We start from the raw sequence: 21865 nt of genomic DNA, 5'->3' as shown, positions 1-21865 counted from the left end.
ACACTGTTACTAAGTCAGCTCGCACTGTTACTAAGTCAGCTCGCACTGTTACTAAGTCAGCTCGCACTGTTACTAAGTCAGCTCGCACTGTTACTAAGTCAGCTCGCACTGTTACTAAGTCAGCTCGCACTGTTACTGAGAGAGCATGCGCAGCAAGTGCGCATGCTCTCTCAGTAACCGAAGATACTCGCCCGATTCCCGTGCATCCTCCCGCAATGGCCAGGCATGCTCAGACCATTCCTGCCGCTGCCCATTTCAAAAGGATAAAGCTCCGCTCAATCAATGCCGCTTGTTCTTCCAAAACTCCACGAAGGCGTCCAACGACTGAATCGCGGCGCGGATATTGGGATACACCGGCAAGCCATTCTCCTCCATCACCGCCACAAACTCCTGATAATAGCGGCCCGCGTTCACCGAGATCACCATCGGCTTGGCATAACGCCGCTGCAGATCCACCAGCAGATTGGCCAGGCTCTCGGGATGACGACAAGTGTCGGGAGTGGTCTTCAATGAGGCGGCGTGCGGCACCACCGCCACGAATACGCAGTCGACGTTCTCATCCTGCAGCAGCGCCTCCACGTAGGCCGCGTACATCCGGTCATCGGCCATCGGCGTCACGTCCAGAAACGGCGAGCTGGTATCCACCAGCCCATAGGGGTTGATCCGGTTCAGCTTGGCAATGGTCGCTTCATTCAGTTGGGCCTGTTCCAACTGGCGCAGCTCATCCGCGCCCACGGTCGACTCAAAGCCGGCGTTAACCACTCCGGCCACCCGGTTGCCCGCCGGGATCCTGGAGACCAGCAAGGAGAAGACTTTGGTCAGGTCGTACAGCTCTTCAATGGTTTCGGCCAGGATCACCCCGGCCTGGCGGCAGGCGGCCCGGAACACGTCATAGCTGCCGGACATCGAAGCGGTATGCGAGGCGGCGGCCCGGGCGCCGGCTTCCGTCCGTCCCGATTTATAAATGATGACCGGTTTGGCGGACTCCCGGGCGAGCTCGAAGAAACGACGGCCTTCGCCCGGGTCCAGTCCTTCCACATACAACGCGATCACTTCAATCCCGTCCCTGGCTTCGAAGTAGGCCAGCAGATCGGTGATTTTGACATCGTACTTGTTGCCGAAGCTGACGATGGCCCGGAAGAGCCGCGACCGTTGCATCTTGTCGATGGCGGTCACCGAAAAAGCGCCGCTCTGGGTGAGCAACACCGTGTTGCTGAATTCGGAGGACCTGATCTCCAGCCGCTTCTCGTCCACAAACAAGGTATTCAGTCCGGGCTCGTTTCCGGAAGGCGCGAAATAGACTCCCATGCAGTTGGGCCCGATGATCCGGAGTCCGGGCGGGAGCACCGCCCCGATCTGGGCGGCAAACTCGGAGTATTTCAACTCGGCCGGAATGCCGGAGATCAGGATCACCGCCCGGACTCCCGTCTCGGCGGCTTCCCGCAGGAAATCCACGGTATATTGGGCCGGCGCGGCATACACCGCCAGTTCCACCGGGCCGGGCAGCTCGCGCAAGCTCTTATATAAAGGATACTCTTTCTCCCCAAACAGAACCTCGCCGCCCCGGGCGTTGACGCAATAGAGGTCGCTCCGGCCCAGCTCATGCAGGAGCCCGGCAATCTCCCGTCCCAGACTGTATTTGGCCCGGTCCCCGGAGACGCCGATCACCGCCACGCCGCGCGGCGTGAAGAAGCGGTCCAGCCCTTCCCGGCGGAGCGGCGGCACGGCCAGCGCAGTCTCAGCCGCCGGTTGAAACTCGGCAAAGCCGTCGATGGCCACAAACCGGCCGTCCTCGGCAAAGACAAACGGATTGACGTCCAGCGACTTGATGATGAACGGCGCGGCTTGCGGCGCCACGAACGAGTAAGCATAGGCCAGCGCGCTCACCTTGGCGATGGCGTCCGCCACATAATCGAGATATTCGGGGTGGCCGAGGGCGGCGAACTTATGGCGGATATTCAGGGTCTCCACCAGCCGGCGGGCGGCCGCCCGGTCAAAAGACGGCATGAAGAGGTTGGCCGGATTGAAATATTTGGCGAAAAACTCGGCGTCATCCCCGCCTTTGCTCAAGGCGATCACCGGGCCGAAGGCCGGATCTTCCTTGAAGCCGATCAGGGTTTCATAGCCCAGCGCCTGGGAATGGGGGATCAGCTCCACCAGCAGGAACCCCTCAATCTCCGGCGCCGCCCCGGCCGGGAAATGGCCGAGCACTTCGGCGCGCATCCGTTCCAGTACAAACTGGATGAAGAGCGGGTCCTCGTTTTTGACCTTCTTGACCCCGCCGACCTTCTGTTTATGCGCGATCTGCGGCGAGACGATCTTCACCATCAGATGGCGGCCGAATGGCTTCAACAGTTCTTCATCGACCGCGCGCGGATCGCTCACGAATTGAAAGGCCGGCACTCCCAAATCGAGCTGTTCCAGGATCCGGTATACCTCAAACTCATACAGCACGCCGCGCCCCTCGGCCCAAGCCTCCGCGAAGACCCGGTTGATCCGGCTGCTGGTCTCCATGGTCAAATTCATCGGCGTTATCCCTCACTTTGGCAGTTTAACCTTCTAATCCCACGTCTTCCAGACATCCGGCTGATACCCCACCGTCGCCTCGGCTCCGTTGCGGACGATGGGCGTCTTGAACAGCAACGGATCGTTCAGCAACTCTTCCGTCACATCATGGACCAAGTACTGCAACTGACGTTTCTGATATTGTTTGCCGGTCTTGTCGATCAGATTTTCCAGTCCGACGGCCCGGCTGACCCGCTCCAGCTCCCCCTTGCTCAAACCCTTGCGGGTCAGATCGACGAATTGATACGGGATCCGCCGTTCTTTGAAGTATCGCTCCGCTTTGCGGGTATCCTGGCATTTCAAGACCCCGAAGATTTGAATATTCATGCTTCCTCCAGTCATCCTTGATCCGTCTTCCCAGCACTTTGGTCCTCAACATGCTGAATGTCACGGATCACGGCACGATCAATCACTACAATATTTTACGCGGCACGCGGAATTTCCTGCCGTAATCTCTTCGCGCCGTAAATTAACCCATGCCATCGATACTATCGGATGGGTGGAAAGCCATTGAATTCATCATAACTCAACATTCGCAGAGAAAAAAGCAAACAAAGCCATGGATACATAAGCATAGAAGCAAAAATAGAAAGTTAGCTTGACAAACGGCCTAAAAGCAGAACTGATATTGAATATTGAGGGGGAAAAACTTATGGATGCTTGTTCCTTTGGCCCACGGTTCCGGCGACGGGTTACTTTTTTAGCGGTAAAAAAGTAACCAAAAAACCGTTGGAACCTACGGATTCCAAGCCTCCCTCATTCATCCCGGTTCTAGAACGTCTTCGCCATCCCTGGCCATCTGTCTGGCAACCAGGTCATGGCTTCCGTTCCCGACCGCTGTTTTTCATCCTCCTATGCAACGACATTATCGTAAATCACATGATTTGCGAAAAAACGGTAAAGCGTTCGTTATTTTCGCAAATCATCTATACTCGAGGAATAATGTCGTTGCATTGGAAAAGAAGCGGCGCCGACTCCCTCCATGGAGACGGGTGCTATTTTGTCTTTTCTGGTTTTTAATCAAACTCAAAAGTCGTTAGAAGCCCTTAGCTTACGAAACAGTAACCGCCTTCAGGGAAGAAGGCGGACGACGCATCTTTTCGTGGATGAAAAACCTGCGGTCGGAAACGGAAGCCTACACTTGGTTGCCAGTCGAAATGCCAGGGATGGCGGCGACATGCTAAAACCCCGGATGAATGAGGAGGTCTTGGAACCTCGGTTCCAAGTGGGCGGATTCCAAAGGGTGTCCCACTACACCCTTTGGTCCTGGGGGGGTGGGGGCAGGAATAGTCCCCATCGACCTCAATCGCATCCATTCATTTGTTTATTTTTTTACATAGAAGCCCAATCACTTATTTTTATATATGTCAAGATAATTTCTTGTCATGATGCTATACCTATGACTGCGAGGGTTTACTGGTATATTTAATCTGCGAATGTTGAGATCATAAATTTCCCGGCTCCCGGCAAAGACGGTTCGAGCCAATGGCACGGATTATTTGCAAAATCGTTGCGGGCAACACCTCGGCAGTGCTCGATGAATACATTAGAAAAGATTTATGGATAGGATAGGTGACCAGTAATGACTGAATTAACCATTCTCCCCGGCTATAACCGGGATGGCCAGCGTGAGAACTATGAGCAGATCCAGCTGCGTCCCGGAGAAACCATTTCGATCGTCGGCCCGACCGGCAGCGGGAAAACCGCTTTTATCACCGATATCGAGTTGATGGCGCAAGGCGATACCTCGACCCGGCGCCGGATCCTGATCAACGGCAAGGTTCCCGAAGACTCGGTCCGCTACAACCCTTCCCTCAAGCCGATCGCGATGATTACCCAGAACACCAAATGCTTCGCGGATCTGACGGTGGAAAATTTCTTGAAGATTCACGCCCGGGCGCGCGAGATTGATGATCAAGGCATTATCCCGGGTACTTTAGAGCTGGCGAATACTTTCACCGGCGAAAAGATAGCGGCCTCGCACCGCGTGACAACCTTATCGGGGGGACAGACCCGTTCCCTGTTGATCGCCGACGCCGTCCTCATCGGAGCGGCCCCCGTCATTCTGCTGGATGAGATCGAGAACGCCGGCATTTTCAAGCAAGAGGTCATGGCGATCATTCAAGACAGCGGCAAAATCATTGTTTTCGTGACCCATGATCCGGTCATCGCCCTGAATACCAAGAAACGCTTGATCATGGAGCATGGCGGCGTCAAAAAAGTCCTGCTCCGCAACGCCCAGGAAGAGTCGGCCGTGAAGAAGCTGATCGAGGTCGATAAACGGATCGGAACCATTCGGGAACACCTGCGCTCCGGAAATATCATCACCGCGGAATTGGCAATTTAAGTTTGGCTCAAAAGCCATGGGATTATAGAAACAATCGTTGTGACCCTCCCGGCTTTTTAGCCGGGTACCTCACAATGCTTTGAAAAGGAGTGTCCCTGATGAAACTGATTATCATCGCCGGTCCGCCTTCAGCCGGCAAGACCGCGGTCATCAAACAGATCGTAGCGAATGTAAAAGACGAGTTGCGGACGGCATTTCTCAAGATCGATGTCGTCAAGGCTTACGAGGATATCGAATTGGAGCACGAGTTCGGCATCCTCACCAAAAAAGTGTATTCGGGCGATCTCTGCCCCGATCACGCCGGCGTGATGGTCCTGGGCGACGTCGTGGACTGGGCGGAGGAGAACCGTTCCGACCTGCTCATTGTGGAAAGCGCCGGGCTATGCCTGCGCTGCTCGCCCTATCTCAATCAAGGGCTGGGCATCATCGTGCTCAGCTCCATCTCCGGGATCCATGCGCCCGAAAAGATGGGAGCCATGGTCAGCCTGGCCGACGTCGCGGTGGTCACCAAGATCGATCTGGTGAGCCAGGCCGAGCGGGAAGTCTTGATCCAAAAGATTAAGGAAGTCCACCCCGGAATCATCCTTTTGGAAACCAATGCCCTCCAGGGTACTTCGTTACAGCGCTTGTACCGGCTCATCCGGGAATCGCCGGATATCGACAAGGATCATTTAATCCTCAAAGGGAGTCCGCCGTTGGGAACCTGCACGATTTGCGTAGGGAAAAAGGAGATCGGCTGGAAACATCATTTCGGCGTAGTAAAAAAGCTCGACTGTCAAATGGCCGAATATCTGTATCGAGGTGAATGAAGATGAGAACGGTCCGGCACTGGCAGCCCCCGCAGAAAAATTGCGGCCTCTGCGGCAGCAAAAGCTGCGCCGATTTTATGACCTCCGTCAGCAATCAAGAGAAGGAACTCCCGGATTGCCCTTTCTATCACCGGGAAGCCCTGCAACATCCCCAACCGCTCGACACCGCCGCATATAGCGGCGCCGATATCCTGGGGAACCGGTATGACTTTGTCCTCGGCGCTTTACCCGGAGAGATCTCCGCCCGGAAGATCGTTCTCCCCTTTCGGAGCGATCTGGTGGAAAAGTTAGCGATCCACAAAGGCGATCTCGTCCTGGGGCGGCCGATGGGGGCCGGCTGTCCGATCCCTCATGTCTTGTCGGTGATCGAGGCCGATCCGGTGACCGGTTTGTTATACACCTGGGTGGTTGGGCCGAAATGGGCCCGGGAAAAAGAAACCAAAGATGTCCACGCCTATCATATGATTGGCTTTGAGGGAGTGGCCAAGGAGGTCGCCCGGGAACCGGTCCTGGGATGCCGCGCCACCTTTTTGCCGGGCTTCTGCATGATGAATCTGAACCATACCGGCCTGGTGAATATGGCGCTTCAGAAGAGCTACGGGCTCCAGATCCGGATCGAGGACATCCGGATCCTGGCCGGCGCCAAAGGAACTTCATAAGCATGCCGTATCTGTCGAATCTTACCGAAAATAGGCCTGAAGATCCTGAGGTTTCCCAGGGTCTTCTTTCATTTATAATAGTACTGGAATCCGTTTCGTCAATGTGCAGCTGCGCTGCGAACTGAGAGAATTTCAAATCGCTTCGAAAAAGCTTCGCAAAACAATATATTGATTGATATATCCGGGCTACTCACTATATATTGTATTGCGAAGGGAATATTATGGTAATTTGAAATTCTCTGATCTGTCTCCCTTGATTCAAAAGATGAAAAATTGCGATCGTTTGACCCTTTGCAGCCGACTTTTAAAGCGGGAATGCGTAACTTTCTTGATCTACGGCAGTCCCGAATTTTTTTCATTCATCCAAATTTTAATAGGATTCTCTCAGACCGTGTCGAAATTTTGAAAATAATGAATTTCGATATTTCCGGACGGGAGGTTGATTATCAATGAAGATCGAATGGACACCGGATCTGGCGGTCGGTTCGCCGGCCATCGACGACCAGCATAAAGAGCTGTTTCATCGGGTCGATCAACTGCTGGAAGCTTGCAACCAGGGAAAAGGCCGGGATACCGTCGGCGGTCTGCTGAAATTCCTTGAGGAATACGTGGTGACCCATTTTGGGACCGAAGAAGAATACATGACCCGTTTTGCCTATCCGAAAATGGCCGAGCACCAAGCCCAGCACGAACAGTTCGTTCAGAGTCTGGCGCCGCTTAAAGAGGCATTTGCGAAAGAAGGTCCGGGACTGAATCTGGTGATCCTGACCAACCGGATCATCATTAACTGGTTGAACGCCCATATCCGCAATGTCGACAAGCAACTGGGGGCTTTTTTAAAGGATAAGCTCTAAAAGCCATGTGATAAAGTCCTCAAATTCGGAAATCATCCTTTCAATGGACTAAAAAACGACTTTATCACTTGCTTTTCTGAGCTTTTGTGTTCACCCTGGCCTTCGGACAGGGTTTATCACAACGCTTCGAAATAGGAGCAAATAAATTTCTTTACTCTAATTCGCATTCTAAAGCCTATCTCGGGACGAAAGGCTGTCAGCATGATTAAAGAACTGAAGGTACCCTTGGGCGATCTGATCTTTTGCCTCTCCGACGCCATCGATCTGATCAGCCCCAGTATCGCCAATCATCACAAACGAGTTGCCTACATTGCGCTCAATCTGGCGCTGGAGATGAATCTGCCTGCCGAGGAACGGAAACAGCTGGTGATCGCCAGTCTCTTGCATGACTGCGGCTCGCTGTCTTTGAAAGATCGCCTGGAGGCCCTGGAGTTTGAGTTTCAAAAGCCGCATATTCATGCGGTTTTAGGCTATCATTTGCTCTTACAGTTTCCGCCGTTGGCCCCCATCGCGCCGCTGGTGCTTTACCACCATCTGAACTGGACCGAATACAGCAACTCGCCGCACCGCGAGGCGATCCCTTGGCTCAGCCAGCTTCTTTATCTGGCCGACCGTCTGGATACGCTGATTATTCAACAGCCGGGCGGGGAATCGTTGCCGGTCAAAGGGATCACGGCCAGAATCCGCGAATACCGCGGGAAGATGTTTGCCCCGCCGCTGGTGGAAGCCTTCGAGGCGCTGGCCGCCAAGGAATATTTCTGGCTGGACCTTTTTTCCCCTTCCCTCCAGGCCATTCTCGCCGCCGAAGCGGGCATCAGCGCCGTCGAACTCGATCTGGAGCGGCTGCTGGCCTTGACCAAGCTTTTCGCCCAATTGGTCGACTTCCGGAATCATTTTACCGCCACCCACTCCAGCGGAGTGGCGGTCTGCGCGGAGAAGATCGGGCAGTTGTGCGGCTTTTCAAACCGTGAATCTCAAATGCTGCGGGTCGCCGGTTATTTTCATGACTTGGGCAAGATCGTCGTCCCCGAAAGCATCCTGAACAAACCCGGCCGACTGACCACCTCCGAATTTTCGGTGATTAAAACCCATCCTTATTATACATACCGTCTGCTCTACCCATTGACCGATCTGGCGACCATCAACAGCTGGGCGGCTTTCCACCATGAACGGCTGGACGGCAAGGGCTATCCTTTCCATCATCCCGCCGGTGATCTTTCGTTGGGCTCCCGGATCGTGGCGGTGGCCGATTTCTTTACCGCGCTCTCCGAGGACCGGCCGTACCGGCCCGGACTGTCCCGGGAAAAGCTGGCCCAGTTGCTGACGGAACGGGTTCAGGACGGGGCGCTCGACCCCCATCTGGTTCAGCTGGTCCTCGAACAATTAAACGAATTGAATCCCATTCGCCAGCGCGCCCAGGCCGATGCCGGACGGGAGTACGATCATTTCATGCGCAATGCCTGTTTTGATTCTTCCCGTTTCCCGCTCCCCCTGGACCTGCATGCCGACGAGTCCCGTTTCGTCCGCCCGTTTCATGAGATCGTTTAAAAGCGTTGTGATAAACCCTGTCCGAAGGACAGGGTGAACACAAAAGCTCAGAGAAGCAAGTGATAAAGTCGTTTTTTTTTGAAAGAGTGATTTCCGAATTTGAGGACTTTATCACATGGCTTTTAAAAAAGGCTTGCCTTTGCAGAAATCAAGCAGTCCGCTTCAACCCGGCCGGGGTCAAGAAGCTTATGGTGACCTCCACCGTTAGGTCCGTAGGAACCCAAAACGTTCCTCCGGAATATCGATGCAAGGAATCAATTCTCACTTGGATTGGCGTAATTCTTTCTCCTTGGACCATTCCGCAACGAGGTGACGCGATGAATACCATCGATTTACACGGCTACAGCGCAGCCGAGGCCCAGCTCCGGCTGGAACTTCACTTATTGAACGCTTTGAAGCACGGCGAACGCCTGGTGCGGATCATTCATGGCCAGGGCAAGCACAGCGAGCATTTTCCGGTCATCAAGTCCCAGGTCCGGCGCTGGCTGACCGAGTCTCCGTTCGCCCGGGAACATATTCGCCTGGTGTACCGGGGCGAGGACGGCTCGCCGTACACTTTGCCCAATGCCGGCGAGACCATTGTGGAATTGGTAAACGACGATGCTCCGCCCTCCCGCCAGCCGGCGCTGGATTTCGACGAGGAGGAGGAGCGGGAGGCGCGGCGCAACGCGAAGGCACTCCGTTCCGACCGGTTGCGGACGGCCCGCCGCCGCCCGCCCACCCGGCGCTGAACCGGTCCGGTCCGGCGGGATCCTGCGCCGCCGGATCGGTTTGTTTTTTCGGATCGGACGCAAGATTTGCCGGCCTTCGGACAAACTAACCCCGGAGGTGAAGCCATGCTCAATCCGGCTCAAATTCAGGAATGCATCGACAGTTGCACCCAATCCGCTCACGATCTGCGCACCACAGCCAATACGCTGCTTTGTGCCATGGAACGGCAGACGGCAAGTCTGGGCGCGGCCCGGGTCGAAATGTGTATCAATGCTTGCGTGGAAGCCAAAACAATCCTCACGAAAGGATGAGCATTCTTGAGCGTCAATCGGTTTCATGACTCGGCGCAAAACTGCCAGCGGAACGCGCAGCGCCTGCGGGAGATGGCCCGTTCCACTCCGGACGCGGATGTCCAAAAGCTGCTGCTGGTGGCGGCGCATCATTTGGATGTGGCAGTCGCCGAACTGGATTACATTCTGACCAGCGCTACTGTCTCCACCTGACTCCGGGAGAGATTAACCATTCCTGCCAAAAACTTTTCATTTGTCCGCAATGCCCCGCCCTTTCACGAGCGGGGCTTACTTTTTGGTTAAGCCAAAGGGAGCGGTGTTGACATATCCCCGCGATGATGATAGCGTTATTACGATGGCCTGATTAAATTTGTAAAGGCGAAGGTGCAAATGAAAAAGCAACTCAATAGGATATTGATTCTGCTGCTGGTCGTGCTGATCGCCGGGTCCGCTTATACCCAGGCGCTGCAAAAACCCGGCAAGGAGCAAGTCATCTCCGATGCCTTGCTCAACTCCCTGGAGACCTGGCATTACAGCCCGCAGAAACTGGACGACAAGCTATCGCAGCGGGTCTTCGATCTCTACCTGAAATCACTCGACCCGAACAAGCGCTTTTTGCTCAAATCCGATATGGAACAGCTCAAACAGTTTCAAAACCGGATCGATGACGAGTTAAGGCAGGGCACGCATCAGTTCCTGACCCTTTCCAACGTCCTCTTGAAGCGGCGGATCGCCGATATTCAAGGAATCACCAATGAAATTTTGAAACAACCTTTCAGCTTCACTGGCGATGAAACGCTGGAAGTGGACCCCGACAAGCGGGAGTTCTGCACCAGCCTGGGCGAGCTGAAGGACTTGTGGCGCAAGACGCTCAAGTATCAAACCTTGATGCGCTATATCGATCTGGCCTCCCCCGAGGAGCACGGCAAGAAGCAGCTTCCGGCGAACCGGGCTTTTCAGCCGGAATTGGAGGCGCAGGCCCGCGAATATGTGGCCAAAAGCCAGAAACGCGCCTTCGACCGGCTGCTGGATGACACCGAGGAGCGCGACAACCGGTTCCTCGACGCGGTGGCCACCAGTTTCGATCCGCATACCAGCTATTTCCCGCCTCAGACCAAGGCGAATTTCGATATTCAGATGAGCGGGACCCTGGAAGGAATCGGCGCCGTGTTGCAAGAGGACGGCGAATATATCAAAGTGGTCGAGGTGGTCCCCGGCAGCCCGGCCTGGCGGCAGAAAGGCCTGAAAGCCAACGACCTCATCCTCAAAGTGGCCCAGGGCGACAATGAGCCGGTCGACATCACCTACATGCCCGTGGATGACGTGGTGAAACTGGTCCGCGGCAAAAAAGGGACCGAGGTCAGACTGACGGTCAAGAAACCGAACGGCCAGATCACGGTCATCCCGCTCATCCGGGAAGTAGTGGTGATCGAGGACACCTATGCCAAGTCGGCGGTGCTGACCGACAGCAAGACCAAGCAGAAATTCGGGTATATCAGCCTGCCCTCGTTTTACCATGATTTCAACGGCGGCAGCCGCAGTTCCGCCGAGGATGTCCGGCGCCAGGTCGAACAGCTGAAGAAGGAGAAAGTGGCCGGGATCATCCTGGACCTCCGCAACAATGGCGGCGGCGCCCTGGACGATGCGGTGAAAATGTCGGGACTGTTCATCAAGTCCGGCCCGGTGGTTCAAGTCAAGGATAAGAATAACCGCCAGGTATTGAAGGACCCCGATTCGGGAGTCGTCTACAGCGGCCCGCTGGTGGTGCTCGTCAACTCCTTCAGCGCCTCGGCCTCGGAGATTCTGGCGGCGGCCCTCCAGGATTACGGGCGGGCGGTGATCGTGGGCGGACCGACCTCATTCGGAAAGGGAACCGTCCAGACCTTCGTCGATCTGGACCGGCTGGTCTCCAACGATTACGCGGCCTTCAAGCCGCTCGGCTCGCTGAAGCTGACGGTACAGAAGTTTTACCGGATCACCGGAGCGTCGACCCAATTCAAGGGCGTGACCGCGGATATTCCGCTGCCCGATCCCCAGAGCGTGTTGAAGGTCGGCGAGAAGCATCTGGATTACCCCTTGCCGTGGGATACCATCAAAGGTACTTCCTACCGCAAGTGGCCGAAGGCGCCGGACCTGAAGTCCTTGAAACAAAACAGCGCGGCCAGGGTGAAAAACGATCCCGGCTTTAAGCTGATTGCCGATAATATCGCCAACCTCAAGGAGCAGCAGCAGAATCCCCAGAGCCTGAAGCTGGGCAAGGTCCTGGACGAACAGGCCGCCTTAAGGGCGGAATCCGACAAGCTGAAAAACTTGCCGGGTGAAAAGGATCTCAAAGTCAATGGCCTGCGGAGCCAGTCCGGAGAGAATGATCCGGACGCGTCTCAACGGGCCAAGGAATGGCATTCCCAGATTGCGGCCGACGTGTATGTCGGCGAATCGGTCAACATTCTGAAAGACATGAGGAAGTAAGGAGATCGTTCCAGTATAGACAAACGAAGGCCCGCGTCATTCGACGCGGGCCTTACCGTAGACAGAACCGGTTTTAAATGTTAGATCGAAACTCCCGCTCCGGGGCGGCTCGCCATCTCGGTCAGGCGTCTGACCCGCTCCTGAATGGGCGGATGGGTGCTGAAAAGATTGGCCAGGCTGGCGCCGCTCAGCGGATTGACGATGAATAAATGGGCCGTGGCCGGGGTCAGATCGGCCGGCAACTGCTGGGCGATCCGTTCCAGCTTGGTAAGGGCGTTGGCCAGTCCGAGCGGCCGGCCCGAGATGGCCGCCCCGACCGCATCGGCCCGGTACTCCCGGGAACGGGAGATGGCCATCTGGATGACCGCGGCCGCGATCGGCATCAGAATGATCATCAGAATGGCTCCGAGCGGGTTCCCGCCGCCTTCCTCCTCATCCCGGGCGCCGCCGAACATCAGGCTCCACTGCGCGGCATTGGCGATCATGCTGATCGCTCCGGCCAGCGTGGCCGCGATGGTGCCGATGAGCACATCCCGGTTTTTGATGTGCGCCAGCTCGTGAGCGAGCACGCCCGCGATCTCCTCCCGGTCCAGCAGACGGACCAGGCCGGCCGTGACCGCCACCGCCGAATGCTCGGGGTTGCGGCCGGTGGCGAAGGCGTTGGGCTGCTGCTCGGGGGTCATATAGAGGCTGGGCATCGGCAGCTGGGCCTTGGCGCTCAACTCGCGGACGATGGCGTACAACTCCGGCGCCTCCTCCGGGCTGAGCGGCTGCGCGCCGGTCATCCGGATCGCCATTTTATCACTGTACCAATAGCTGAAGAAGTTCATTCCCATGGCGATCAGGAAAAAAAGCATCGCCCCCTGGGGTCCTCCGAACAGGTTGCCGATCCCCACCAGAATGGCAGTTAACACCGACATCAACAGGAAAACTTTCATATTGTTCATCGCGACTCGTCCTTTCTTCTTCCGGGGCTGCGCAATAAAAAAGACCTTCAGACAATACGTTGCCGTATTGCTGAAGGTCTTGCTCTCAAGAACCGATCCCTCTTGACCCGGAAGCGGGTGGGTCCACCCACCGTATTGACGCTTCAAGGCCGGCTGACGCCGTGAGCTACTCCCCTTCTTTGCGATTGATCTGATTATACTAAGGCCCATCGCGGATGTCAAGGTCAACCGGGCGTCCTGGCACCGATTGGACGGCGCTGGCCGCTGCGAAGGCCCGCTTTTCGCCTCCGTTCGTCCGGTAGAGATCCCGGGCGGCGCAAGGTGGCATCTTACAGCTTGTTCCGCTTCCGTTTCGCCCGCCACAATTTGAAAAGAATTCCCGCCACGGCCAGGGCGGCCAGACCGATCCAGAGATAGGCGGGCTTCACCATCTCCACCAGGATGTCCCATTCTTCCTTGGCATATCGCCCCAGCAGGGTCAGGCCGCCGAAATAGAGCAGGTTGGAGAGGGCCAGCGCCGGCAGGATACGGTACAGCGGAATCTTGGAAAGGCCGAAATAGAAGGTCAGTCCGAAGGTCATCCAGGGTACGAATTTACTGATGAATACCGCCCACACCCCGTAGCGGTCGAACATTCCCTTCCCTTTGTCCAACACCTCCTGGTTCAGGTGTTTGCTAATCACCTTCCGGCGCAACAGGAACTCCTGGTTGGACTGGATGCAAAAAAACAGCGCGCTGTTGCCCAGGATCATTCCCAGCGCCGTGGCCAGCCAGATCCAGAGCGACTGAAGAGCGCCGCCGGCGGCCATGAATCCTCCCAATATCGTCAGACCCTCGATGGGAATGGGCGGCAAAAAGGCGTTGAGGGCCGACAGGCCGAACAGGCTCAAGTAAAACAAGGGCGAGCGCTCGGCAAGCGCCCAAAACCAGCTGATGATCTGCTCCATGGATGCTCCTTAGATGGGTTTGGTGATTTTGACTTTGGAGATTCGTTTGTCTTCCAGCGCCATGACCTGGAAGGAGAGACCGGCGTATTCGAAGGAAGGGGTCTCGTCCCCGGCCGGGATCCGTCCCAGCTCGGCCATTACGAATCCGCCCAACGTATCCGAGTCATCCGTGGGCAGCTCGATGTCGAGGACCTCGTTGACCGTGGCCATGCTGACGGTCCCTTCCACCAGATACGAGCGCTCGTCGAGCTTCTCGATCTCCCGGACGACTTCATCATGCTCGTCGAAGATATTGCCGACGATCTCCTCGATCAGGTCCTCGATGGTGACGATCCCGGCGGTGCCGCCGTACTCGTCGATGACCACCGCCATGTGGTTGTTCTTCTTTTGCAGCTCTTTGAAGAGCTCGTCGGTTTTCTTGGCGAACGGCACGAAATAAGGCTGCCGGATGATCTTTTTCAGGTTGAAGGAAGTGGCGGCCCGGGTCGGATTCTTCAGGACCGGGATCAGATCCTGGACGTGCAGGATGCCGACGATGTTGTCGATGGACTCCTGGTAGACCGGGAGCCGGGAGAATTTCTCCTTGATCACCGTTCCCAGGACTTCTTCCAGCGAGGCCTCGAGCGGCAGGGCCACCACCTCGGTGCGGTGGGTCATGACCGCGGAGACGGCGGTGTTGTCAAATTCGAAAATATTATCGATCATCTCTTTTTCGGTGCTTTGGATGATCCCTTTCTCCTGGCCCACATCGACCATCAGCCGGATCTCTTCCTCGGTGATCCGCTCCTCATGGGCGGCCGGGTCGCCGCCCAGGGCCCGGATGACAAAATTGGTGGAAATGCTCAAGAACTTGACAAAGGGACCGGCGGCGAACGCCAGAAAACCCAGCGGCTTGACGGCCAGGCGCGAGATTTTTTCCGACTGTTGCATCGCCAGCCGTTTGGGGACCAGCTCCCCCAGGACCAGGGTAAAATAGGATAAGACCAAGGTGATGCCGACCAGGGCCAGCAGCTTCATGACCCCCCGATCCAGAGGCACTCCGGCGGCCACCGCCCAATCCGTCAACTGGTCGGCGAAACTCTCCGAAGCCACGGCGCTGGCCAATAGCCCCGAAAGGGTCACCCCCACCTGGATCGTCGCCAGAAAACGGCTCGGCTCGTCGATGAGGCCCAGCAGCAGCTTGGCGCGTTCGTCCCCCTCCTCCGCCTGCCGTTTCACTTTTTGATTGTTCAGCGAGATGATGGCGATCTCCGAGGCGGCAAAGAAAGCATTCACTCCGATCAAGATCAGCAAAAACAGCATCTGCGGCAACAGACTGCCCGTTTCCATCGAAACTGCTCCTTTCAGAATCACAAAAAGACTTCCCAATCGAAATTCTTTAGGAAGTCTCTACCGAAAAAACCGGCCGACGTTTGAACCGGCATCCAATTTCAGCATCGAAGCGCGCTGCGTGGTCTGGTTATTGAAGCTTTTGGGGCAAACGCCCATTGCAATGCTCACGCTCCCATTCCATGACTACCCCTAAATATATCGGAATCGCCTGCGCCTGTCAAGTCAAGCTCACGAAGCGGGCCGGATCCGGCACTGTCCGGCGCGGCTCCTTCCCCCGGAGCCGCCGGGGCCACTCCGGCGCCGGAAGTTTGACCGGTGTTTGCCGCTCCAGCTTATTATGCGACAAAAGAGAATATGGCAACCGCCGCCGGGGTTATTTGGGCGGTTGGTGATCGGACGGCGGTCCTTGCCATGGTTTGGACTGCGGCTGAAGGGGTTCCGGCGAGGCTGACGAACCCGTGGCGGTCCCCGCTACCGTTGCCAGGACGGATTCCGTTCCCGTGGCGAAGGCCGCCGGAGGTTCGGAGTCGGAAAAGTTTTTTAAAGAAACCCCGGTGAAAGCCGAGTTCTTTAATTTTTTTGTCCCCGCCTCCCCGGCGCCGTATATTTTGGGAACCGATCTCCGAAACTTTCATGGCGGGCGGGTTCCGGCGGAGCCAGCGGGCCGCGGCGCAGTTGTGGAGATTTTGTGTTTTTTGGTTTGCGGCCGCCCCGGCTGAGAGGAATCGCGGCCGCGACACCGAATTATTGAACCGGGGTGATGGCATGGCGCGCATTTTAGTGGTGGAAGATGAATTGAAGATTCAGCAGATCGTCCGGGCCTACCTGGAGAAGGAAGGCTTCGAGGTGGTCACCGCCGCCGACGGCCTCAAGGCCCTGGAGGCGGCCAAGGCCAGCCGGCCCGACCTGATCGTGCTCGATCTGATGCTGCCCGGGCTGCCCGGCGAGGAAGTGCTGAGCCGGCTCCGCCAGACCTCGGACGTTCCGGTGATCATCCTCTCCGCCAAAAGCTCCGAGGACGAGCGGATCTTCGGTCTCAACATCGGCGCCGACGACTACCTGATCAAGCCTTTCAGCCCGCGCGAGCTGGTGGCCAGGGTTCTGGCCCATCTGCGCCGCTCCAAGCCGGCCGGCGCGTCGCGGGAGACCCGGCTCTCCTTCAATGGCGGGCGGCTGGCCATCCTGCCCGATCAGCACCAGGTGCTCCGGGAGGAGCAGGCCGTCAATCTGACGCCGACCGAGTTCAAGATGCTATTGCTGCTGGCCCAGGCGCCGGGCCGGGTCTTCAGCCGCGCCCAGCTTCTGGAACAAGCACAAGGATACTCCTTCGAGGGCTACGACCGGACGGTCGACAGCCATATCAAGAACCTGCGCCAGAAGATCGAGCCCAATCCGAATGAGCCTCTTTTCATCCAGACCGTTTTCGGTGTCGGCTATAAATTTGGAGGCAGCCGGGATGCAATCGGCGATTCTTAAAAAGATCATCATCATCATCATGGCGGTCGCCCTGATCAGCATCATTCTGGCCGGCCTGATGATTCATTTCGCTCTGAACCGGCAGTTCCACACCTACCTGCTGGGCAACGAAGAGGCCCGCCAGGAACAGGTCGTCCGCGGCCTGGCCGAGCTTTACGAGAACTACGGCGGCTGGGAGAATCTGCCGCCCCGTTTCGCGCCCAGCCGGAACAATTTCTTTGGAACACTCCGCTTCGTGCTGGACGAACAGGAGCGGGTGGTGCTGGCCAGCCGCGGCCTGCCGATGCTCCCGAATCCCAATTCTCTCACGGCGCGGCCGATCTACGTCGCCGGCGCCAAGGTAGGAACGGCCTATTTCGGCAAGACGCTGTTTGAAAACTTGTTGACCGCCCAGGACCGAATGTTCCGGACCACCATCAACCGCTCGATCCTGGGGGCGCTCCTGTTGACCGGGATTCTCTCCTTCCTGGTGGCGCTGCTGCTGGCCCGGCGGATCTCCGACCCGATCACCGAGATGAACCGGACCGCCCGGGCCATGACCGCCGGCCAACTGGACAGCAGGGTCCAGGACCTGCCCCGCGACGAACTGGGCGAGCTGGGCGCCAGCCTGAACCGCCTAGCCGAACGGCTGAAGGAAACCAACGAACTCCGCAAAAAAATGACCGCCGATGTGGCCCACGACCTGCGCACGCCGCTGGCGACCGTTCGCAGCCACCTCGAGGGAATGATCGATCAGGTGATCCCGGCCTCGCCCGAGAATCTTGAATCGCTGCTGGATGAGGTGAAACGCTTGACCACCCTGGTGGCGGACCTGCAGGAGATCGCCCAGGCCGACGTGGCGCGGTACCGGTTCAATCTGGAGCCCCTGGCGCTGGAGCCGTTCCTGGCCGGTCTGGTGCAGCAGATGACCCCGCTCTTTCAGAAGAAAAAACTCCGCCTCGCCCTGCGGGTCGTCCAGCCGGCCACGGTCCGCTGCGACCGGGACGCCCTGACCAAGGTGATGGAGAACCTGCTCTCCAACGCCCATAAATACACTCCGTCCGGCGGCAACGTGACCGTCCTGCTGGAGCGGGAGGAAACCCAGGCCGTCATCGCGGTGCAGGATGAGGGGATCGGCATTGCCGCCGCCGATCTGCCGTATGTCTTCGAACGGTTTTACCGGACCGACCAATCGCGGAACCGGGAGAGCGGCGGTTTCGGATTGGGCCTCACCATCGTCAAGGAGTTGGTTGAAGGCCTGGGCGGCAGCGTCACGGCCCAAAGCACTCCCGGCGCGGGCAGTTGCTTCACGGTGAGATTGCCGCTGCTTCCGGAATAAAAGCCGCCCCCCGGCAAAACAGGATCGGAGCGAACCATGACCCCACCCCGGATCAATTGTTACCAGTGCCGCCATTTCTATATTACCTGGGACAAATCATTCCCCAACGGCTGCAAGAGCTACGGCTTCAAATCCAAAAGCCTGCCCTCGCTTTTCGTCTACGAATCCTCCGCCGCGCCCTGCGCGTTCTTCCAGCCCAAACCGGGCCGCAACGCCCCGGAGCCGTAATGCCGGAGCCGCGTCTCCGGCACATGAGAAAACGCCGGAACGCAAAGGTCCCGGCGTCAGCCGTCATCCGCAATCAGGGGCGGAGCTTAGTTGATATCGATGCGCCGGACCGGATTCTTGACTTCCTCCGCCTTCGGCAGCGCCAGCTTCAAGACGCCGTTTTTAAACTCGGCCCGGATCCGGTCGCGGTCGACTCCGTCCAGGGCGAAACTCCGCATCACGCTGCCGGTACGGCGTTCTTTCCGCAGGTAGTTGTCTTTCCGCTCCTCAGTGTTGGACTCTTTGGTGGCGGCGATCGTCAGCCGGTCCTCTTTCACTTCGACGGTGATATCTTCTTTGTCGAACCCGGGCAGCTCGGCCTCGATCAAGTATTCCTTCCCGGTATCGGAAATATCGGTCCGGAAGGACGCGATGTCCCGGTTGAAGAATTCCTCATTGAAGAAGTCCGGGAAGAATTTCCGCTCCCAATCATTGAATCTGAATGGCATCAGGTCAAACATTTCTTACACCTCCATTTGACTTTTTCTGACCTTCTGATTTGATTTTAGATCACCGGGCCATAAGATTCAACGAGCCTGTGGTTTGTTCTTTCCTGACCTTTTGTCTTCCGCGAAAATCTCCCCGGATTATCCTATCGGGATTCAACTTTTTGCCCAATTTGGCCGAATTTCTTTGAATTTCTCATCATCAAGGAAACTCCAGGACGGAAACCATACGTCAAATAAGGTAAAAATAACCCGCCGTTCCCGGCGGGATGAAGGCTAAATAAAAACCGTGAAAAACGTCAAATCGGCGACGGTCCGACCCGTTTGATCATGGCCACCTCGTCGCAGTTGGGAAACTTGGGACATTCGATGCATTCCTTCCAGATCTTATGCGGCATGGCGTTTTTGTCCTCTTCTGTAAAACCGCATTTCTTGAAGAATTCCACCTGGTAGGTCAGGGCAAATACCCGATGAATCCCGAGCTCGGCCGCTTCCCGCTCCAGGATGGCGATGAGCCGCTTCCCCAATCCCTGGCCCTGATACTCCTCGCGGAGCGCCAGGGCCCGGACCTCCGCCAGATCGTCCCAGATGATGTGGAGGGCGCCGGTGCCGATCAAACGGCCGTCATCCACAATGATGGTGAACTCCCGCAAGGTTTCATACAAGGTGTTGCGCGAGCGCGGCAACATCAGTCCTTTTTCGGCGAATTCGGTGATCAAACCATGAATGGCCTCGACATCCGTCATCTTCGCTTTCCGAAACTCAATCATTCCGCCAACCGCCTTTATCCAATATCACTGTCATCCATCCGTCATCCGCTTCCGCGGCAATGGCACCCGGAGTTGGAATCGAACGCTTCCTTGAATATTTATACAATTATATTCGCCTTTATCCGGCTATTTCCTCTATAAATATACTGTAAATTATCAAGAAAATTCTCGGAAGCGGCGGCCGAGCGTAGCAGAGATCCGTTCGGGCCAGACATAATGAATTAAAGAAGAATAACGTTTTTGCGGTCTCCGCCGATTCGGGAAGCGAGGGCTACGGCCGCTCCGCGGCGCCCAACAGCCGGGCGAAGTTGGCCGCCAATGTCTGGGCCAATGGAAACGCCGCCGCGGCGTAACGCCGGGTGTCCCGGAGCACCGCCTCCGGCCGGAAACCCCAGGCAGTCACGGCCGCTTCATCCTGCAACCATTCCTCGGCCATGGTCCGGGTGACCTCCAAATGGAATTGCAAGCCATAAAGGCGCTCGCCCCAGACGAACGCCTGGTTGGGGCAGCTGGCGGAACTGGCGAGCCGCCGGCCGCCGGGCGGAATGGCGAAGCTATCCTCATGCCACTGAAAGACCCGGAACCGCTCGGGAAACCCGTCCAGCAGCGAACTCTCCCCCTCCCGGCGCAATTCGTACCAGCCCAATTCGGGCCGGGGGTTCTTGGTGACCGGTCCGCCCAGATAGCGGGCGCAGAGTTGGGCGCCGAGACAGAAGCCGAGGATCGGCAGGTCAAGGCGGAGCGCCTGACCGACATAAGCCAGATCGGTCCGGAGAAACGGGTATTCGGCCTCCTGATAGGCATTCATGACCCCGCCCATCAGGACCAGCCCTTGATAATCCCGGAGTGAACGGACCCGGTCGTCCCGGTCCATGGCCTGATATTCATAGTCCACGCCGGCTTGGCGCAGCAACGTTTCGAAATGGCCCAGGCCGTCCTGGGGGCTATGTCGGCAGACCAGTACTTTCATGCCGGGCTCCTCCGCGTTTCCGCCGCAAATGAAAAAAGCCAACGCCGCCGTTGGCTTACCACAACTATAATAGGGTCATTCGTAATCGCGAATCTCCCAATGCGCGATCTCCACCGGGTAGCTCTCCTCGATCAGCCGGAGAATCTGCGCTTGCAGCTGCTCCAGTAAGCCGAGATCCGCGCCGACCATCGCTACGCCCAGAGCGGCCCGTTGCCATTGGTCCTGATAACCGACCTCGGCCACGGAAAGATTGAGGCGGCGCAGACGAACGATGATGCTCTGCAACACCTGGCGTTTGTCCTTGAGCGTCCGGGCCCCGGGAATATGGATGTCAATGGCGATCGCCCGAATAAACATCGCAAATTCTCAAAATGGATATAAAAATGGTGCCACGAGCCGGAATCGAACCAGCGACACGAGGATTTTCAGTCCTCTGCTCTACCAACTGAGCTATCGTGGCACAAACGATTGAAAAATAATTGGCGGAGTCGACGGGACTCGAACCCGCGGTCTCCAACGTGACAGGCTGGCATGTTAGCCGACTACACCACGACTCCGCAAATGGTGGTCGCGACTGGACTCGAACCAGTGACCTCTGCGATGTGAACGCAGCGCTCTAACCGACTGAGCCACGCGACCGGAACACGATGCATTTGTGATTATAACATTCGCAGTATCAGAAGTCAAGGGATATTCTACAGGTAAAACCAGCCAAATCGTTTAAAATATCATTTCGTGGCTCCATTATTGGATTCTCAGGACAAAAAGAAGCATGATCCCGACCGCCGAAAGCGCGCCCAAAAGCATCAGGGAGACGCTGTAGCGGTCTTCTTTCCGGGCGTGCCGATGGGCATTGACAAACAGCCCGTAGCCGCAGGTGCCGAGAAGCACCACCATTAATACCAGGGCCCAGCGCAAGGCGTAAAAATTCCAGGCCGTCTCCGCCGGCGCGGCGGTAGCCGGAGAACCGTAAAAACGGTCATACAAGGTGACGCTGCGCGGCTTGGCCAGCCCCAGCAGGCAGAGGATGGCCCCGGCCAGGATCCAAGCCTGAATCTCCATCCAGCGGATCATCTTGCACCAGAAATCGGGACCGCGCCGTTTTTCTCTTCCGGTCTCTTCATCCATGTCTATCACCCC

22 protein-coding genes and 3 tRNA genes are annotated in these 21865 nt (G+C 56.9%); 12 read left to right on the top strand and 13 right to left on the bottom strand.

What is annotated here, in order from left to right; genetic code table 11:
* Nucleotides 1–279: 279 nt before the first annotated feature.
* Both EDC14_RS07470 and EDC14_RS07465 read right to left on the bottom strand, forming a co-directional pair.
* Nucleotides 280–2526: an acetate--CoA ligase family protein gene (locus tag EDC14_RS07470; protein WP_132013640.1), complete on the bottom strand. Its 2247-nt coding sequence runs from the start codon at nt 2524–2526 to the stop codon at nt 280–282.
* A gap of 33 nt (nt 2527–2559) precedes the next feature.
* Nucleotides 2560–2892 carry an arsenate reductase family protein gene (locus EDC14_RS07465; protein WP_132013639.1) on the bottom strand — a complete coding sequence of 111 codons (333 nt, stop codon included), beginning with the start codon at nt 2890–2892 and terminating at the stop codon, nt 2560–2562.
* 1255 nt (nt 2893–4147) lie between these two features.
* Here EDC14_RS07465 and EDC14_RS07460 point away from each other — a divergent pair.
* From EDC14_RS07460 to EDC14_RS07420, 9 genes are all read left to right on the top strand, one after another.
* On the top strand, nt 4148–4912 hold the full coding sequence (locus EDC14_RS07460; RefSeq protein ID WP_132013638.1) for an ATP-binding cassette domain-containing protein: 765 nt from the start codon (nt 4148–4150) through the stop codon (nt 4910–4912).
* Nucleotides 4913–5010: 98 nt separating this feature from the next.
* Nucleotides 5011–5721: a GTP-binding protein gene (locus tag EDC14_RS07455; RefSeq protein ID WP_132013637.1), complete on the top strand. Its 711-nt coding sequence runs from the start codon at nt 5011–5013 to the stop codon at nt 5719–5721.
* 2 nt (nt 5722–5723) lie between these two features.
* Nucleotides 5724–6380: a (Fe-S)-binding protein gene (locus EDC14_RS07450; protein ID WP_132013636.1), complete on the top strand. Its 657-nt coding sequence runs from the start codon at nt 5724–5726 to the stop codon at nt 6378–6380.
* Between the two features lie 449 nt (nt 6381–6829).
* Entirely contained in the window at nt 6830–7234 is a 405-nt protein-coding gene (locus EDC14_RS07445; protein ID WP_132013635.1) for a bacteriohemerythrin, read from the top strand.
* 201 nt (nt 7235–7435) lie between these two features.
* On the top strand, nt 7436–8782 hold the full coding sequence (locus tag EDC14_RS07440; protein ID WP_132013634.1) for an HD domain-containing phosphohydrolase: 1347 nt from the start codon (nt 7436–7438) through the stop codon (nt 8780–8782).
* Between the two features lie 317 nt (nt 8783–9099).
* Nucleotides 9100–9513, top strand: a complete 414-nt coding sequence (locus EDC14_RS07435; RefSeq protein WP_165907873.1) for a Smr/MutS family protein — start codon at nt 9100–9102, stop codon at nt 9511–9513.
* Between the two features lie 105 nt (nt 9514–9618).
* On the top strand, nt 9619–9804 hold the full coding sequence (locus EDC14_RS07430; protein WP_132013632.1) for a hypothetical protein: 186 nt from the start codon (nt 9619–9621) through the stop codon (nt 9802–9804).
* Nucleotides 9805–9810: 6 nt separating this feature from the next.
* Entirely contained in the window at nt 9811–9996 is a 186-nt protein-coding gene (locus EDC14_RS07425; protein ID WP_132013631.1) for a hypothetical protein, read from the top strand.
* A 177-nt stretch (nt 9997–10173) separates the two neighbouring features.
* A complete protein-coding gene (locus tag EDC14_RS07420) occupies nt 10174–12252 on the top strand; it encodes a carboxy terminal-processing peptidase (RefSeq protein ID WP_132013630.1) in 2079 nt (692 codons plus the stop codon).
* Between the two features lie 80 nt (nt 12253–12332).
* On the opposite strand, the gene htpX is transcribed toward EDC14_RS07420, so the two are convergent.
* The 3 genes from htpX to EDC14_RS07405 all read right to left on the bottom strand — a co-directional run bounded on the left by htpX (nt 12333) and on the right by EDC14_RS07405 (nt 15460).
* Nucleotides 12333–13199, bottom strand: a complete 867-nt coding sequence (gene htpX, locus EDC14_RS07415; RefSeq protein ID WP_132013629.1) for a zinc metalloprotease HtpX — start codon at nt 13197–13199, stop codon at nt 12333–12335.
* Nucleotides 13200–13528: 329 nt separating this feature from the next.
* On the bottom strand, nt 13529–14146 hold the full coding sequence (locus tag EDC14_RS07410) for a DedA family protein (protein ID WP_132013628.1): 618 nt from the start codon (nt 14144–14146) through the stop codon (nt 13529–13531).
* 9 nt (nt 14147–14155) lie between these two features.
* Nucleotides 14156–15460 (bottom strand): hemolysin family protein, encoded by a 1305-nt coding sequence (locus tag EDC14_RS07405; protein WP_132013683.1) that lies wholly within the window; start codon nt 15458–15460, stop codon nt 14156–14158.
* Between the two features lie 783 nt (nt 15461–16243).
* Between EDC14_RS07405 and EDC14_RS07400 the strand changes: the two genes are divergently transcribed.
* The 3 genes from EDC14_RS07400 to EDC14_RS07390 are packed head-to-tail and all read left to right on the top strand — an operon-like array spanning nt 16244 to nt 18500.
* Nucleotides 16244–16954, top strand: coding sequence for a response regulator transcription factor (locus tag EDC14_RS07400; protein ID WP_132013627.1), 711 nt, complete (start codon nt 16244–16246; stop codon nt 16952–16954).
* Nucleotides 16935–18272, top strand: a complete 1338-nt coding sequence (locus tag EDC14_RS07395; protein WP_165907872.1) for a sensor histidine kinase — start codon at nt 16935–16937, stop codon at nt 18270–18272. The genes EDC14_RS07400 and EDC14_RS07395 overlap by 20 nt, the downstream gene beginning before the upstream one ends.
* Nucleotides 18273–18308: 36 nt before the next feature.
* The gene (locus EDC14_RS07390) at nt 18309–18500 is read left to right on the top strand and encodes a uracil-DNA glycosylase (protein ID WP_132013625.1); all 192 of its coding nucleotides are present in this window, start codon (nt 18309–18311) and stop codon (nt 18498–18500) included.
* 86 nt (nt 18501–18586) lie between these two features.
* Here EDC14_RS07390 and EDC14_RS07385 read toward each other — a convergent pair whose 3' ends face one another.
* The 8 genes from EDC14_RS07385 to EDC14_RS07350 form a co-directional block, all read right to left on the bottom strand.
* Complete coding sequence (locus tag EDC14_RS07385; RefSeq protein WP_132013624.1) at nt 18587–19000, bottom strand: Hsp20/alpha crystallin family protein; 414 nt, start codon at nt 18998–19000, stop codon at nt 18587–18589.
* A gap of 284 nt (nt 19001–19284) precedes the next feature.
* Nucleotides 19285–19755, bottom strand: a complete 471-nt coding sequence (locus EDC14_RS07380; RefSeq protein WP_132013623.1) for an N-acetyltransferase — start codon at nt 19753–19755, stop codon at nt 19285–19287.
* A gap of 271 nt (nt 19756–20026) precedes the next feature.
* Entirely contained in the window at nt 20027–20725 is a 699-nt protein-coding gene (locus tag EDC14_RS07375) for a type 1 glutamine amidotransferase (RefSeq protein ID WP_132013622.1), read from the bottom strand.
* A gap of 75 nt (nt 20726–20800) precedes the next feature.
* Nucleotides 20801–21082 (bottom strand): DUF503 domain-containing protein, encoded by a 282-nt coding sequence (locus EDC14_RS07370; protein ID WP_132013621.1) that lies wholly within the window; start codon nt 21080–21082, stop codon nt 20801–20803.
* A 27-nt stretch (nt 21083–21109) separates the two neighbouring features.
* A tRNA-Phe gene (locus tag EDC14_RS07365) sits at nt 21110–21185 on the bottom strand.
* 20 nt (nt 21186–21205) lie between these two features.
* A tRNA-Asp gene (locus tag EDC14_RS07360) sits at nt 21206–21282 on the bottom strand.
* A 5-nt stretch (nt 21283–21287) separates the two neighbouring features.
* Nucleotides 21288–21364: transfer RNA gene (locus EDC14_RS07355), tRNA-Val, on the bottom strand.
* A gap of 105 nt (nt 21365–21469) precedes the next feature.
* Entirely contained in the window at nt 21470–21853 is a 384-nt protein-coding gene (locus EDC14_RS07350) for a hypothetical protein (protein ID WP_132013620.1), read from the bottom strand.
* Nucleotides 21854–21865: the final 12 nt, after the last annotated feature.

This window comes from Hydrogenispora ethanolica, from assembly GCF_004340685.1.
GTDB classification, from domain to species: Bacteria; Bacillota; UBA4882; order UBA8346; family UBA8346; genus Hydrogenispora; species Hydrogenispora ethanolica.
Note: the sequence above shows the minus strand (reverse complement) of the source record. Positions and strands in the feature narration are given on the sequence as shown.

Excerpts from the sequence above, each read along its gene's own strand:
- EDC14_RS07470 (WP_132013640.1), bottom strand. The coding sequence starts at position 2,526 with ATGAATTTGACCATGGAGACCAGCAGCCGGATCAACCGGGTCTTCGCG.
- EDC14_RS07465 (WP_132013639.1), bottom strand. The coding sequence starts at position 2,892 with ATGAATATTCAAATCTTCGGGGTCTTGAAATGCCAGGATACCCGCAAA.
- EDC14_RS07460 (WP_132013638.1), top strand. The coding sequence starts at position 4,148 with ATGACTGAATTAACCATTCTCCCCGGCTATAACCGGGATGGCCAGCGT.
- EDC14_RS07455 (WP_132013637.1), top strand. The coding sequence starts at position 5,011 with ATGAAACTGATTATCATCGCCGGTCCGCCTTCAGCCGGCAAGACCGCG.
- EDC14_RS07450 (WP_132013636.1), top strand. The coding sequence starts at position 5,724 with ATGAGAACGGTCCGGCACTGGCAGCCCCCGCAGAAAAATTGCGGCCTC.
- EDC14_RS07445 (WP_132013635.1), top strand. The coding sequence starts at position 6,830 with ATGAAGATCGAATGGACACCGGATCTGGCGGTCGGTTCGCCGGCCATC.
- EDC14_RS07440 (WP_132013634.1), top strand. The coding sequence starts at position 7,436 with ATGATTAAAGAACTGAAGGTACCCTTGGGCGATCTGATCTTTTGCCTC.
- EDC14_RS07435 (WP_165907873.1), top strand. The coding sequence starts at position 9,100 with ATGAATACCATCGATTTACACGGCTACAGCGCAGCCGAGGCCCAGCTC.
- EDC14_RS07430 (WP_132013632.1), top strand. The coding sequence starts at position 9,619 with ATGCTCAATCCGGCTCAAATTCAGGAATGCATCGACAGTTGCACCCAA.
- EDC14_RS07420 (WP_132013630.1), top strand. The coding sequence starts at position 10,174 with ATGAAAAAGCAACTCAATAGGATATTGATTCTGCTGCTGGTCGTGCTG.
- htpX (WP_132013629.1), bottom strand. The coding sequence starts at position 13,199 with ATGAACAATATGAAAGTTTTCCTGTTGATGTCGGTGTTAACTGCCATT.
- EDC14_RS07410 (WP_132013628.1), bottom strand. The coding sequence starts at position 14,146 with ATGGAGCAGATCATCAGCTGGTTTTGGGCGCTTGCCGAGCGCTCGCCC.
- EDC14_RS07400 (WP_132013627.1), top strand. The coding sequence starts at position 16,244 with ATGGCGCGCATTTTAGTGGTGGAAGATGAATTGAAGATTCAGCAGATC.
- EDC14_RS07395 (WP_165907872.1), top strand. The coding sequence starts at position 16,935 with ATGCAATCGGCGATTCTTAAAAAGATCATCATCATCATCATGGCGGTC.
- EDC14_RS07390 (WP_132013625.1), top strand. The coding sequence starts at position 18,309 with ATGACCCCACCCCGGATCAATTGTTACCAGTGCCGCCATTTCTATATT.
- EDC14_RS07385 (WP_132013624.1), bottom strand. The coding sequence starts at position 19,000 with ATGTTTGACCTGATGCCATTCAGATTCAATGATTGGGAGCGGAAATTC.
- EDC14_RS07380 (WP_132013623.1), bottom strand. The coding sequence starts at position 19,755 with ATGATTGAGTTTCGGAAAGCGAAGATGACGGATGTCGAGGCCATTCAT.
- EDC14_RS07375 (WP_132013622.1), bottom strand. The coding sequence starts at position 20,725 with ATGAAAGTACTGGTCTGCCGACATAGCCCCCAGGACGGCCTGGGCCAT.
- EDC14_RS07370 (WP_132013621.1), bottom strand. The coding sequence starts at position 21,082 with ATGTTTATTCGGGCGATCGCCATTGACATCCATATTCCCGGGGCCCGG.
- EDC14_RS07350 (WP_132013620.1), bottom strand. The coding sequence starts at position 21,853 with ATGGATGAAGAGACCGGAAGAGAAAAACGGCGCGGTCCCGATTTCTGG.